Source organism: Streptomyces sp. NPDC029139 (assembly GCF_055564335.1).
The window spans coordinates 166,452-179,263 of sequence record NZ_JBVHWN010000005.1 but is presented as its reverse complement, the minus strand read 5'-3'; the positions used below and the strand labels follow the sequence as shown (position 1 = coordinate 179,263).

Sequence of the window (12,812 nt, the reverse complement as noted above, 5' to 3'; positions counted from 1 at the left end):
GCGTGCGTCATATCTACAGCTGTCCCCTGCGCTGGTCGGACATGGACGCCTTCGGGCACGTCAACAACGTCGTCTTCCTTCGGTACCTGGAAGAGGCGCGGATCGACTTCATGTTCCGGCTGGCACCGGGCGACGGTTCGCCGTCGTTCTCCGGCGGGTCCGTCGTGGCCCGGCACGAGATCGACTACGTACGGCCGCTGGTCCACCGGCACGCGCCGGTGACCATCGAGTCGTGGGTCACGAAGATAGGCGCGGCGTCGCTGACGATCGCGTACGAGATCAAGGACCCGGACGTGACGTACGTACGGGCCTCCACGATCGTCGTGCCCTTCGACCTCGAGGCCCAGCGCCCGCGGCGGATCAGCGCCGAGGAGCGGGCCTTCCTGCAGGAGTACGTCGACGACGGGATGACGTCCGCCGCATGATCGCACCGCTGCACTTCGCCGACGCCAGGGAGGCGGCGGACCTCGCCGCCTTCCTGGCCCGGCTGATCCACTACGACCGCGCCGCCGCCGTCCGCCTCCAGGCGGGGGGCGGGGCGCTCGCGGTGTTCGGGCGGCCGCCGTCGTTCGAGGTGCTCGCCATCCGCACGGCGCGGCTGGCCGACGCGGTGGATCTGGATGTGACGGTGTCCGCCGGTGAACTCCTCGAGGGCATCGAGGAGTCGGTCGGCAAGGCCGTCGTCCCCGCCCCCGTCACCGGGCCGCCCTGGGCCGGCGTCCTGCCGCCGCGGGGCGGCTGGGAGCCGGTCTCCGGAGTGCCCGCCGTCGCCGAGATGCGCGGCGCCGTCGCCGCGGCGGTCGCGGAGTTCCGGTCCCGGGACGAGGAGCTGCCGGACGAGCGGCGCACCCGGGCCGAGCGGGACCGTATCGGCCGCGAGATCTGGTCCCGGACCCTCGCCGACACGGGACTGCCCCTGCGGGCCGTGCACGCCGCCCAGTCGCTGGGCTTCCTGCCGCCGCAGGAGATGCCGGTCGCGCTGTTCGCCTCGGGGCCGTGGCTCAGGCTGCGTACCCCGTACGGCTCGATAGCGGTGCGCGCCGTCCCGATGTCCCTCACCTTCGCCCCGGCCGCCGCGGCACGCTGACCCGGTGACGGTGACGGTGACGGTGACGGTGACGGTGACGGTGACCCGGTGCGGTGAGCCGGTGAGCCCGGTGGCCCGGTGACGCGGACCGGTGATCCCGGTGACCCGGTGACCCGGTGATCCCCTGACCCGACGTCCGGATCAGGCCGGATCCTTGCCGTCCGGCCAGACCCCGATGTGGTCCTGCTCCAGCTCCAGCAGCACCCGGTGCTCCATGCCCAGCGTCTCGGTGTACTCCGCCGGCAGCTGCAGCCGGCCCGCGCGGTCGAGCATCGCGTACTCCCGGGCCACCAGCGACTCCTGGCCCTCCGCGTCGACCTCCGTGCGGCGCAGCACCTCCGAGGAGGTGCGGCCGTCGCGGATGGCGACCGTGCGGCGGACCTCGGAGGCGACCGCCTGGTCGTGGGTGACGATCACGATCGTGGTGCCCAGCTCCTCGTTGGCGCGGCGGAAGGCCGCGAAGACCTGTTCGCCCGTCGCCGAGTCCAGTTCGCCGGTCGGCTCGTCGGCGAGCAGCACCGACGGGCTGTTGGCCAGCGCCACCGCGATCGCGACCCGCTGCTGCTGACCGCCGGACATCTGGTGCGGCCGCCGGTCCCGGCAGTCCGCGACCTCCAGCATCGCGAGCAGGTTCTCCGCCCGCTCGGCCTTCGCCGCGCGGCTCGCACGCCTCCGCCCCCGCAACTGCATGGGCAGCGCCACGTTCTGCGCCGCCGTCAGATACGGCAGCAGGTTGCGCGCCGTCTGCTGCCAGACGAAGCCCACCGCGTCCCGCCGGTAGCGCAGCCGTGCCTTCGCGTCCATGGTCAGCAGATCGCGGCCCGCGACCTTCGCCGCCCCGGCCGTCGGCACGTCCAGGCCCGCCAGGATGTTCATCAGCGTCGACTTGCCGCTGCCCGACGCCCCCACCAGGGCCATCAGCTCGCCCTCCCGCACCAGCAGATCGAGCCCCTGGAGCGCCTGCACCTCCACCCCGTCCGTGGTGAAGATCCGTACCAGCCGGTCGCAGGCGATCAGCGCGTCGTGGCCGTACGAGGGCCGGTCGCGGTGCGCGGCCGCCCGCCGCTCCAGCTCCGCAAGGCTGATGTCGGTCATCGTGCGTCTCCTGCCCTGAGTTCCTTGATCGAGCCCCTGCGCGCCGACCACCACGCCTGAAGGGCGGCCGCCACTCCCGCCAGGACCACCACGCCCAGCGCCGGCAGCGCCAGCGACCACGGGTCCGCCCGCAGGGTCGCGCCGGCCGGCACGGCGTGGCCCGGGGCCGCCGCCAGGGAGAGCCGGACCAGATCCACGCCCGGCGCGAGGAGCAGGATCGTCGCCCAGCCGACGAGCGTGCCGCCGGCCGCGGCGAGCAGTGCCTGCGGCAGTGCCTCGAGCCCGAGGAGCCGCCGGCCCTGCCGCCGGGTCAGACCCATGGTGCGCAGCCGGGCCAGGAGCGTGGCCCGTTCCGGCGCGGACTGCAGCAGGGACAGCAGCACGGCGAGCACGGCGTAACCGGCGCCCGCGCCGATCGCCGCCGCGTAGATCCGCTCGGCGCCCGACTGCATCGGCGAGTCCACGTAGCCGGCGCGTCGCTCGGTCCGCAGCTCCACCCGGAGGTCCGGCGATGTCGCCGCCACCGCCGCCCGCAGCGCCTTCCCGTCCACCGCGGAGCCCGACACCAGCAGCGCGGTGTCCGCCCGGTGTGTCAGGTCGGCGGCGTTGACCAGCAGGAAGTCCCCGCCGGGCAGGGCCGGCGTGGCGGTTCGTACCGCCACCACCCGCACCTTGAACTCACCCGCGGCCGCCGTCACGCTCTGCGGCTCGCCGCCGAGCCGCGCCGCGACCGCCGGCGAGGCGATCGCCGGCAGGACCCGCTGGTGGTCGATCCGGCCCCCGGTGCCGGTGGACGCGAGCAGGCCGGCGGGGAAGGGGCCGAAGCCGGTCTGCCGGGCGAGTCGGGCGTACGACTCCGGCTCCACCCCCACCAGCGGTGCGGACCGGGCCTCCGCCGTGGGGTCCGTCCCGGAGGGATCGGCCGGCAGCAGCAGGCCGTGCTCGACCTGGACGCCGGCCACGTCCCGTACGCCGGCCGCGCCGCGCACCGCCGTCGCGACACCGGCCGGCAGGGGCACCCCGTCGGCGTTCCCCGTCACCCGCGCGTCGGCGCCCGTCTCCAGGAGCGCGGCCCGGTCGCGGGCGTCGGCGACCCCGGCGAGCACCGAACCGCCGAACGCCGCCGTCGTCAGCGCCACGAGGAGCGCGAGCAGCGGCAGCGCGCCGGTCGCCGAGGAGCGCCCGGCCCGGGCGAGGGAGAGAAAGCCGACCGCCCCGCGCAGCCTGCGCGCCGGGCGGGCAGCCCAGCGCAGCGGCAACGGATACAGCCGTACGAGCACCAGCGCGGCGATCAGGGCGACCAGGACCGGGGCCGCGCTCACGAGATGGTCACCGGAGTCCCCGGTGCCACGGCGGCGCAGCGCGACGACCGCGCCGACGGCCAGGGCGAGGACGGTGAGTTCGGCGACCGTACGGCCCCGGGAGGGGCGGGCGTCGGCCAGATCTTCGCGGCCGCCGTGGGCGAGCGGCCTGCGGTGCAGGAACAGCGCGCGCAGCGGCAGCGCCGCCGTGGCCAGGAGCGCCACCGTCCCGGCCGCGGCCAGGGCCGGGAGGAAGCGGGCGTCGGGGAAGGCGAGCGTGGCGAGCAGCAGACCGATTCCGGCGGCGGGCAGGGCCAGGACGGCCGTCTCGCCGAGCAGCCGGAAGCCGATCCCGGCGAGCGAGCCGCCGCGCGAGCGCAGCAGCGCCAGCTCGGCGGCGCGCCGGGCGGCGAACAGGCCGCCGGTCATGGCCAGGACGACCGCCGCGACGGCGCCGATGCCGAATGCCGCGACGGCGACGACCGGGGCGATCGCCGCCCGCATCCCGCGGTGTCCGGCGACGATCTCGTCGAGACCGGTGGCGACCGCGCCGGTGGGCCCGACCGTCTCCCGTACCTTCACCAGGTCGGGGCCGCCGGAGAGCGAGGCGAGCGCCGCGCTCAGCCGTGGCTCGTCCTGAGCGGTCAGATGCCCGGAGGTGGGGGCGAGCCGCCAGTACAGCTCCGGCTCGCCGGTGCCCGACAGCAGCAGCGGGCCGCCTTCGGGGGCGAGCAGCAGCGCGGCCTGCCAGTAGAACTGTGTGCCGTCGCCGCGCGGGACCACGGCGTACAGGGGGGACCGCAGCAGCGGTTCGACGGACCAATAGGCGCCCTCCGGGCGCACCGGGTCGACGATGCCGGTGATGGTGACGGCGAGCGGGGTCGAGGAGAACGTGGCCGGCAGGTGGACCACCGAACCCACCTTCAGCCGCAGCGCCGTCGCCGTCGCCGCGGTGACGGCCGCCTCACCGGTGCCCTTGGCGGGATCGGCCTTCGCGGGCAGCCGGCCTTCCCGTACGGTCGCGTGCCCGGCGAGCGCGGACGGCGCCGCCAGCATGAACTCGGGCGGGATCCCGTACGGCTGGGGCAGCCGGCGGTCGAGCGCGGCGGCTCGCTTGACGGTCCGCACCCCGTGCACGGACTGCTCGGGGTCGATGCGCAGCGGGGCCGGCAGCAGCCGTTCCAGCGCGGTTCGCTGCCGGGCCAGCGCGTCGGGACCCATGCCGCTCTCGCGGGCTCGTCGCGAGAGGTCGGGCGGCGGCGGGGGAGCGGTGATGTCGAGGACGGACGTACGGGGCGCGGCGGCGGCGATGTCGTGCCGCAGGCCCTCCGTCTCGTACGTGTCGACGGTCCGGGGGAGGACCGCGGCGAGGAAGGTGGTGACGAGGACGAGGAGGGCGAAGGCCCACGCCGTGCCCGGCGCCGTCCGCAGCCGGGTCCGCACCCAGGGCGCCACGGCCGCGGCGGGTCCGCCGTCCTCGCGGGGCATGTCGGCTGCCTTTCCGGACTGGTCGGTGGGTGTCACTGGTCCCCCTGGTGGCGCAGGGTCACGGCCGGGTCGGCGCGGCGCAGCGCGATCGTGGCGACGATCAGCAGCGGCAGCGCGGCGACCCCGGTGAGCAACAGGGCCACGTGTCCGGGCGGGAGTTCGACCAGGACGCGGGGGACGGGCCGGGTCGCCTGCCCGGTCAGGACGACCAGTGGGACGACGGCCCGGGTCAGCACGGCGCCGAGGGCGACGCCCACCAGCAGGCCGATGCCCACCAGGAGGCCCTGCTCGGCGGCGATCAGTCGGGCCAGCCGGCGGCGCGGCGCGCCGAGCGCCCGCAACACGCCGAACTCGGCGGCCCGTTCGCGGGTCGAGCCGGCCACGCTGACCGCGAAGCCGACCGCCGCGAGCGCCGCCGCGGCCGCCGCCACCGCCATCAGGGCGGCGTGGGGGCCCGCGCCGAGCGGGTCGCCGAGGAGTTCGGCGGCGGCCTCGTCCCGTACGAGCACCTGGCCGGGATCGGTGTCGGGGCGGGCGCGCAGCGTCCGGGCGACCTCCGCTGTCCGGCTGGGCGCGGCGGTCAGCCACCACTCGGTGGGCGGCAGGGTCGCGGTGCGGTCGGTGGCGAGGTACTGGTTGACCGCGTGCAGGTCGACGAGGAGCGCGCCCCCGTCGTCGGAGCTGACGGACGGCGCGGTCGCGGACCCGGCCCCGGCGCCTGTGGTGGGCAGCTCCCGGACACGGTCCACGATGGTCACCCGCAGGCGCAGGCCGCCGAGCGACACCTCCACCGGGTCGCCCTTCTTCGCTCCCGCCGCCGCGAGGAAGGCGTCGCTCGCCACCCCGCGCAGCGTCCGCGGCGGCGCGGGCCGCGGCGCGGCGATCCGTACGGTGAAGTCCTCGGGACCGGCCGCGTGGAGGTCGGTCTCCGGGGCGCCGGCGACGGAGAACCCGACCGTGAACGGAGCGGGGGTCCCGGAGCGCCCGGCGAGCGGCAGCGGGTTCCCCCACTCGCCGTTCGACGTCCGGCGCATGCCCGTGCTCCACGAGGCCAGGGATCGGCCGGCGTCGAGCGGGCGCTCGCCGCCCTCGTGGAGCGAGACGAGGCGCTCGACGGTGAACGTCTGCGGTCCGCCCGGCCCCACGGCGGTCTGCCCGTCCAGCTCCACACCGGTCAGGGTGAGCACGCCCGCGGCCGACGGGCCGGTTCCCTCGGGGCCGAGGTCGAGAGCGAGCCGGTGCGTCTTCCCGTCGGCCGGGAGCGGCCCGAGGAGCTGTCGGTACGGAATGCCGTGGCGGTCCTCCAGGACGACCGTCACCTGGACCGCCCCGGCGCGGGGCGGCGCCGTGCGCCGCAGGTCGAGGGCCAGGCCCCGGCTGCCGACGGGCAGGGCCGTCCCCGGGCGGGGCGCGTCCTGCGGCGCGAGCGAGGTCAGCAGGGTGGGGGCGGGGCGGTCGGCGAGGTCGTCGCGGAGCAGGAACCCGTCGGCGGCGTGCCGGGTGTCCAGGGCGAGGATCGTCGCTGTCCGGTTGCTCGCGAAGTCCGTGGTGGCGCGGTGCGCGGGGGCGGCCGAAGCGACCCCAGGCAGCGCCGCGTAGCGCCCGGCCCCGCCCGGGTCGGGGGTGCCGCCGGTCAGGACCCGCAGGGCCGTTCCCGTACGGAAGTCGGCGAGGTCCTCCTGCGAGCGGTCCCAGGAGGCGCTCTGTCCGATGGCGAGCATCCCCGTCGCGACGGCGAGGACGAGCAGCAGCACCGGGCCCGCGCCGCGCAGCGGCCGACGGCTGAACTGCCAGCCGGCGAGCGCGGCCGACAGCCCGCGGCCGCCGGCGGCGCGCCGCTCGGCGAGCCGGGCCGCGGGCGGCAGCAGACGCAGCGTCAGGACGGTGCCGGCGAGCAGCGCGAGCGCGGGGGCGGCCACGAGCAGGGGGTCGATGCCGAGGGAGCCGCCCCGGTCGCCGCTGAGGGCACCGCCGCCCGCGTCGGTGGAGGCGCCGGTCTGCCGGTCGAGCTGCCAGTAGGCGACGGCCGCGACGACGAGGAGCCCGATGTCGGCCCCGGCCCGTACGGGCGCGGGGAGCGCCGCCGTACGCCCCTTGGGGAGCGCGACCGCCCCGCCGTCCCCGCCGCTCAGCGCCGGCGCCACGACGGCGGCGGCACAGCACACGGCGACGAGCGCCGCGACGAGCGACACCTGGCCGAGCGGGGCGTCGTCGAGCCGGACGCCCAGCGCGCCGAGCGAGGACCGGTCGGCGAGCAGCCGGATCAGCGGACCCGCGAGGAGCGGGGCGAGCACGGCGGCGGGAAGGGCGAGCAGCAGCGCCTCGGCGGCGGCGAGGGAGGCGATCCGGCGCCGCGAACCGCCGCGGGCCCGGAGCAGCGCCGTCTCGCCCGACCGCTCGGAGCTGAGCAGCCGGGCGACGAGCAGCAGGGCGTACGCGGCGAGCAGCACCAGCTGCACGGCGACGATCATCAATGTGGAGCGGGAGACGAGCAGGGCCCGGTCGGTCTGTTCGAGGACGGTCGGCAGCGAGGTGCGCGCGGTGACGGTGCCACCGAACCGGGACGTGTCGGCGGCGAGCGCCTTCGGCTCCGCGGTGGCGGTGGCGCGCAGCGCGTCCATCCGGCCGGTGGTGACGCCGGTGAAGTCGGCGGTGGCGAGCCAGGAGGTCTCTCCCGCGGTGACCCGCCCGGAGCCGAGGACGGCGGGGTCGGCGACCAGCGGACCGTACGTCGTGAACACGACGGTCTTCACCCCGCGTCCGCCGGCCTGGTCCAGCTGCCAGTAGAGGTCGGTGAGGTCGGCGGGCCGGTAGAGGCCGGTGACGCGGGCCCTGACCGGCTTGCCGCCGAGCCGGTCGGTGAGATCGAGCACGGTTCCCGGCCCGATCCGCAGCCGACCGGCGGACCCCTCGGGCACCGCGACGTCGACGGTCCCTCCGGCGACACCGGCGCCGGGCCAGGTGCCCCGCACGAGGGTGAGGCGCGAGCGGTCGAGGGCGGCGAGGTGGGTGAGGTCGGGTTCGCCCAGGCGCGCGGCCGGATCCTGGAGGCTACGGGGCAGTGCGTACGGACCCGAGCGCTCGAGCTTCCGAACGCTCACGGGCAGCCCGTCGAAGGTCCGGCCGGCCGCCTCGCGCGTGGCCGCGTCGGCGCTCTCCCGCCGGTCCGCCGGCACCTGCGCGGTGACGACCAGCGCGGCGGCGGGGGCGGCCCTGCCGCGCAGCGTGCCCTGCAGGGCGGCGTTGCCGACGGAGCCGGAGAAGGCGGCGAGCGCGGCCAGGACGGAGGTGGTCAGCAGCACGGCGAGGAGCGCCGCGGAGAGCAGCAACCGGTGGGCCCTGACACGCAGAAGTACGAACCCGGTCACCCATCCCCCTGAACCCCCACCGAACGTTCATCCGATGCTTTCAGAGGGCAGGGGCGCTGGAAACCGCTTGCACGGGGACCTTGACTCGATCGTGACCGTTATCCGGGACGCAGATTCCGGAATGCGTCAGTCCGCGGTGTTGACCATCGACGCCGCCGCGTACGTCAGGTACCGCCACAACTGGCTCTCGTGCTCCGGCGCCAGGCCGAGCTCGTCCACCGCGTCCCGCATGTGCCTCAGCCAGGCGTCGTGGGCCGCCTTGTCGACCGTGAACGGCGCGTGGCGCATGCGCAGCCGGGGGTGGCCGCGATGGTCGCTGTAGGTGCGGGGGCCGCCCCAGTACTGGATGAGGAAGAGCACGAGGCGCTCCTCAGCCGGGCCGAGGTCCTCCTCGGGGTACATCGGGCGCAGCAGAGGGTCCTCCGCGACCCCCTGGTAGAAGCGGCGGACGAGACGCCGGAAGGTCTCCTCGCCACCCACCTGCTCGTAGAAGGTCTGCTCCTGAAGTGTGCCGCGCGGAATCTCCATCACCGCTCCATGGTCTCAGATGCTCCGGCCGGGGACCGGAGGTCCAGGACCACGGCCGGGAACCCGGGTCCGGACCGCCGGGCCCGGGAACATCGCCGGGACACGGCCGGGACACGGCCGGGGGACACTCGCCGGGACACGGCCGGGACACGGCCGGGACACGGCCGGGACACGGCCGGGGGACACTCGCCTCCCCACCCGCCGCGCAGGAGAGTGGAGGCATGGGCGCACACGAGGATCCCTTCGCCGAGGACGGCGCGCGGGCGCGACGGGAGCTCGTGCGGGAGATCGAGGCGTACGGCGCTCTGCGCGACCGTGCCTGGCGGGCGGCCTTCTCCGAGGTGCCCCGCCATCTGTTCGTCCCCTTCTACTACGTCTCCGGAGCCGGCGGCTACGAGCGGCTCCGGTCCGACCACCCCCACCCCGCCCGCCGCGCCCGCTGGCTGCGCGGGGCCTACCAGGACGAGCCGCTGGCCACCCGGGTGCGGGACGGGGAGCTGGTCTCCTCCTCCAGCCAGCCGTCCCTGATGGCCGAGATGCTGGAGGCGCTGGACGTACGGAACGGACAGGACGTCCTGGAGATCGGCGCCGGCACCGGCTACAACGCCGCCCTGCTCAGCCACCGGCTCGGCGCGGAGCACGTCACCACCGTCGACCTGGACGAGGAGATCACCGAGTCCGCCCGCGTCCATCTCGCCGCCGCCGGGTACGAGCCGACCGTGATCACCGGCGACGGCGCCCGCGGCTGCCCCGAGCGCGCTCCCTTCGACCGGATCGTCGCCACCTGCACCCTGCCGTCGATCCCGGACGCCTGGCTCGCCCAGTGCCGCCCCGGCGCGCTCGTCCTGACACCGCTGTCCACCGGGCTGGTCCTGCTGCGGGTGCGGGACGCCGTCCACGCCGAGGGGCGGTTCCTGCCCACCTCCGCGTACTTCGTCGCCCTGCGCGGCGGCAACGCCCGCTTTCCGCGCGCCCGCCCGATGGGGCTGCCCCGGCAGGCGTACGAGGACGACCGCTTCCGCTTCCTGTTCACGCTGGCCGAGGAGAGCCTGGACGCGCGCGAAGCGCTCTCGCTCTGGCAGCGCGAGGGGCGGCCGGAGCGGGAGCGCTTCGGGGTGACGGTGAGCGCGGGGCGGCAGTGGGCCTGGCTGGACGACCCCGGGGAGCCGTATGCCTGGCCACTGCCGAGCGCTTGACCCGAGGGCTATCCGCGGCGCACGGTGATCGTCGTCCAGGCGCCGACGTGCACCCGGTCACCGTCCTGGAGCTGGACGGGGACGTACGGCTGGATCGGCTCCTCGCCGCCGTTGATCGTGGTGCCGTTGGTGGAGTTCTGGTCCACCACCGCCCACGATCCGTCCGGCTGCTGCACCAGCACCGCGTGCTGGTGCGAGACGCCCGGGTCCTCCGGAGGCACGGAGAGGTCGATGTCGGGGGCCTCGCCGGTGGAGTGCCGGCGGCGGCCGATGCTGATCTGGTTGCCCTGGAGCGGCAGGTGCTGCTCGGGGGAGTAGGCGGGCAGGTTCAGGCCCGAGGCCTCCGGGCCGCTGCGCTGCATCATCGCCATGAAGTATTCGCGGTCCGGACCGATGTACGCCGACCAGCCCGCGGCGGGCCGCTGTTGCTGCTGGTACTGCTGCTGCGGCTGCTGGGGTGTGTGCTGCTGCTGCGGCGCATGGTGCTGCGGTTGCGGGGCGTGCTGCTGCATCGGGGGCGCCTGCTGGGCCTGCTGCGGCGCCTGGGGCTGTGAGGGCGGCGGCAGCATCCAGTCGTCGTCGGCCCGGCCCGGCTGCTGCTGCGGCGGGGCCTGCGGAGCCGGCGGTCGAGGCGCCTGCTGCGAGGGCGGCGGGCTCTGGAAGAAGGACGGCGGAGCCTGCGGCGCGCCCTGCTGCTGGTACCCCTGCGGTGCCTGGTGTTGCTGGGGCGCCTGCTGCTGCGGGGGCCCCTGATGCTGCTGGGGTGCCTGCGGCGCGTGCTGCTGCGGGGGCCCCTGATGCTGCTGGGGTGCCTGCGGCGCGTGCTGCTGGGGTGCCTGCTGCTGCGGCTGCTGGTGCATCGGCGGACGCTGCGGCGGTGCCTGGTGGTGCGTGGGGTCGGCCGACAGCGGCTCCGCGGGCCGGTTCATCTGCGAGGGCCGGGAGCTCTGGTACTCGTACGGGTCCGGCTGCTGCGGCTGCGGGGGCCGCGGCGGCGACTGGAAGCCCGGCGGCAGGTTGAGGCCCGGCGGCGGGCTCTGCTGCGAGGAGGGGGGAGCCACCGGCGTGTACGAGGTCGCCGTGTTGGTCTGGAAGTTCCAGCGGCACTCCTCGCAGAACGGGGCCATCGGCTCGCGCGGCGTGCGGCACTGCGGGCAGAGCTCCGCCTGCGCGGTCGCGTTCGGGTCGTAACCCCCGGGGCCGCCGGGGGCCCCGGGCCCGGGGTAACCGTAGGCGGGAGGCGGCGGCGGGGGAGGCGGCGGTACGGCACCCGCCGGCGCACCCGCCCCGGCCATGCGGTGGCCGCAGACCTCGCACCAGTCGTCGGAAACCGACTGGTGTCCGTTCGGGCAGGTCGGCATGTCGGTGCTTCCCCCTCTCGTCGTCCGGCCCTCCTGGCCGGGCTACTTCTTGACGCGAACCGTCTTGGTGGAGCGGGTCTCGAGAGTCATCTCGTCCGCTTCCGCGACCTTCGCCTTCAAACGCACAGTACCCGTCGCCGCGTCGACGACGTCCACCACCTTCGAAAGCAGTTTCGCAGTGTCCTCGTTGCCCGAGACGACCGCCAGCTGCACCGCGCGCCCCAGTTTGGCCGTCGCCCCGTCGTGGTCGCCGGACTTGCGCGCGTCCAGGCCCTGCTGGATGACCTGGGCCAGTTCCGCCTGACCGGTGTAGTGCGCGACCTGCGGATTGATCGATGTGGACATCGCCATGTCGTCCGTCCACACCGCCCTCACCAGGCCCTGCCCCAGCGTGCGCGGAGCGTCGCCCGCCGGGTCCGGGACGATGAGCGAGACCCGGGCGGCGAGCATCTCCTGGCCGATCTGGGCCTGGGGGACGCGGACGCAGACGTGGTAGTCGCGGGACTCGTCGCCCCAGGAGCCGGTCGGGTAGTCGCCGGCCCGCGGGCCGGCCTCGGTCCGCCGGTCGGTCAGCTCCTCGACCGTGGGCGCGACCTGCTTCACGAATCTGATCTCCACCCCGACCGGGGTCCACAGGCGCAGCGAGACGTCCGCGACCTCCTTGCCCATGGTCTTCTCCATCAGGGTGGTGAAGTCCGCCGCCAGGCCCGCGGGGTCGGCCACGATGTCGGCCGTCCCGAGCAGGGCGGACGCGATGCCGGTGACCTCCTTGACCTCCCAGTCCGTACCGACACCGCGCGCGTCACAGGTGAACCGGCCCGCGCAGGCGTCCAGGGCGGCCCGCAGGTCCTCGGGCGCCTCGTGCTCGTTGCGGCCGTCGGTGAGCAGGATGCCGTGCCGGATCGACACGTCGGCGGAGGCGAGCAGCCGGTCGGCGAGGCGCAGCCAGGTGCCGATCGCCGTGCCGCCGCCCGCGCTCAGCCGGCGCAGCGCGTCCTTGGCCTGGCCACGGGTCGCCGGCCCGGCGACGGCGAGGCCGCCGTTGCCCGGGTAGATCTCGTTCGCCACGTGCGTACCGGCGATCACGGCGAAGGACGTGCCGTCGCGCAGGGCGTCGATGGCGGCGGCCGTGGCGTCCCGCGCGCCGCGCATCTTGGTCGGCGGGTAGTCCATCGAACCGGAGCAGTCGACCATGATCACCACGGCGGCGTCGGCGTCGGCGCCGGTCCGGCTTCCCGCGAGCGCCGCACCGCCGCTGGTGCCCCCGCCGGTCGAGGTGACCGTGACGATGGCACTGACCTCACGGCCGCCCTCCGGCAGGAACTCGTTCTGGTACACGTCCACCGAGAACTGCGGCACGTTCGACTTGGAGAAGTTCGCCATGGGTT

9 protein-coding genes are annotated in these 12,812 nt (G+C 75.5%); 3 read left to right on the top strand and 6 right to left on the bottom strand.

The genetic code is table 11. The features are described 5' to 3' along the window. Positions 1-2: 2 nt before the first annotated feature. On the top strand, positions 3-425 hold the full coding sequence (locus ACZ4VW_RS14765; RefSeq protein WP_467962146.1) for an acyl-CoA thioesterase: 423 nt from the start codon (positions 3-5) through the stop codon (positions 423-425). Continuing rightward, positions 422-1,087 carry a DUF8010 domain-containing protein gene (locus ACZ4VW_RS14760; RefSeq protein WP_467962144.1) on the top strand — a complete coding sequence of 222 codons (666 nt, stop codon included), beginning with the start codon at positions 422-424 and terminating at the stop codon, positions 1,085-1,087. Before ACZ4VW_RS14765 ends, ACZ4VW_RS14760 begins: the two co-directional genes overlap by 4 nt. Positions 1,088-1,228: 141 nt before the next feature. Here the strand turns inward: ACZ4VW_RS14760 and ACZ4VW_RS14755 are convergent, their stop codons facing one another. From ACZ4VW_RS14755 to ACZ4VW_RS14740, 4 genes are all read right to left on the bottom strand, one after another. Next, positions 1,229-2,182: an ABC transporter ATP-binding protein gene (locus ACZ4VW_RS14755; protein ID WP_467962142.1), complete on the bottom strand. Its 954-nt coding sequence runs from the start codon at positions 2,180-2,182 to the stop codon at positions 1,229-1,231. Next, the gene (locus ACZ4VW_RS14750) at positions 2,179-4,971 is read right to left on the bottom strand and encodes an FtsX-like permease family protein (protein ID WP_467962515.1); all 2,793 of its coding nucleotides are present in this window, start codon (positions 4,969-4,971) and stop codon (positions 2,179-2,181) included. Before ACZ4VW_RS14750 ends, ACZ4VW_RS14755 begins: the two co-directional genes overlap by 4 nt. A 32-nt stretch (positions 4,972-5,003) precedes the next feature. Further along, on the bottom strand, positions 5,004-8,339 hold the full coding sequence (locus ACZ4VW_RS14745; protein ID WP_467962140.1) for an ABC transporter permease: 3,336 nt from the start codon (positions 8,337-8,339) through the stop codon (positions 5,004-5,006). Between the two features lie 126 nt (positions 8,340-8,465). Further along, entirely contained in the window at positions 8,466-8,870 is a 405-nt protein-coding gene (locus ACZ4VW_RS14740) for a globin (RefSeq protein WP_467962138.1), read from the bottom strand. A 218-nt stretch (positions 8,871-9,088) separates the two neighbouring features. Between ACZ4VW_RS14740 and ACZ4VW_RS14735 the strand changes: the two genes are divergently transcribed. After that, entirely contained in the window at positions 9,089-10,063 is a 975-nt protein-coding gene (locus ACZ4VW_RS14735) for a methyltransferase domain-containing protein (protein WP_467962136.1), read from the top strand. An 8-nt stretch (positions 10,064-10,071) separates the two neighbouring features. On the opposite strand, the gene ACZ4VW_RS14730 is transcribed toward ACZ4VW_RS14735, so the two are convergent. Both ACZ4VW_RS14730 and ACZ4VW_RS14725 read right to left on the bottom strand, forming a co-directional pair. Further along, positions 10,072-11,424 carry an FHA domain-containing protein gene (locus ACZ4VW_RS14730; protein WP_467962134.1) on the bottom strand — a complete coding sequence of 451 codons (1,353 nt, stop codon included), beginning with the start codon at positions 11,422-11,424 and terminating at the stop codon, positions 10,072-10,074. 42 nt (positions 11,425-11,466) lie between these two features. After that, a complete protein-coding gene (locus ACZ4VW_RS14725) occupies positions 11,467-12,807 on the bottom strand; it encodes a vWA domain-containing protein (protein ID WP_467962132.1) in 1,341 nt (446 codons plus the stop codon). Positions 12,808-12,812 lie beyond the last annotated feature (5 nt).

Bases quoted from the DNA above. Each gene is read 5' to 3' on its own strand.
- ACZ4VW_RS14760 (WP_467962144.1), top strand. From the start codon at position 422: ATGATCGCACCGCTGCACTTCGCCGACGCCAGGGAGGCGGCGGACCTC.
- ACZ4VW_RS14755 (WP_467962142.1), bottom strand. From the start codon at position 2,182: ATGACCGACATCAGCCTTGCGGAGCTGGAGCGGCGGGCGGCCGCGCAC.
- ACZ4VW_RS14750 (WP_467962515.1), bottom strand. From the start codon at position 4,971: ATGCCCCGCGAGGACGGCGGACCCGCCGCGGCCGTGGCGCCCTGGGTG.
- ACZ4VW_RS14735 (WP_467962136.1), top strand. From the start codon at position 9,089: ATGGGCGCACACGAGGATCCCTTCGCCGAGGACGGCGCGCGGGCGCGA.
- ACZ4VW_RS14730 (WP_467962134.1), bottom strand. From the start codon at position 11,424: ATGCCGACCTGCCCGAACGGACACCAGTCGGTTTCCGACGACTGGTGC.
- ACZ4VW_RS14725 (WP_467962132.1), bottom strand. From the start codon at position 12,807: ATGGCGAACTTCTCCAAGTCGAACGTGCCGCAGTTCTCGGTGGACGTG.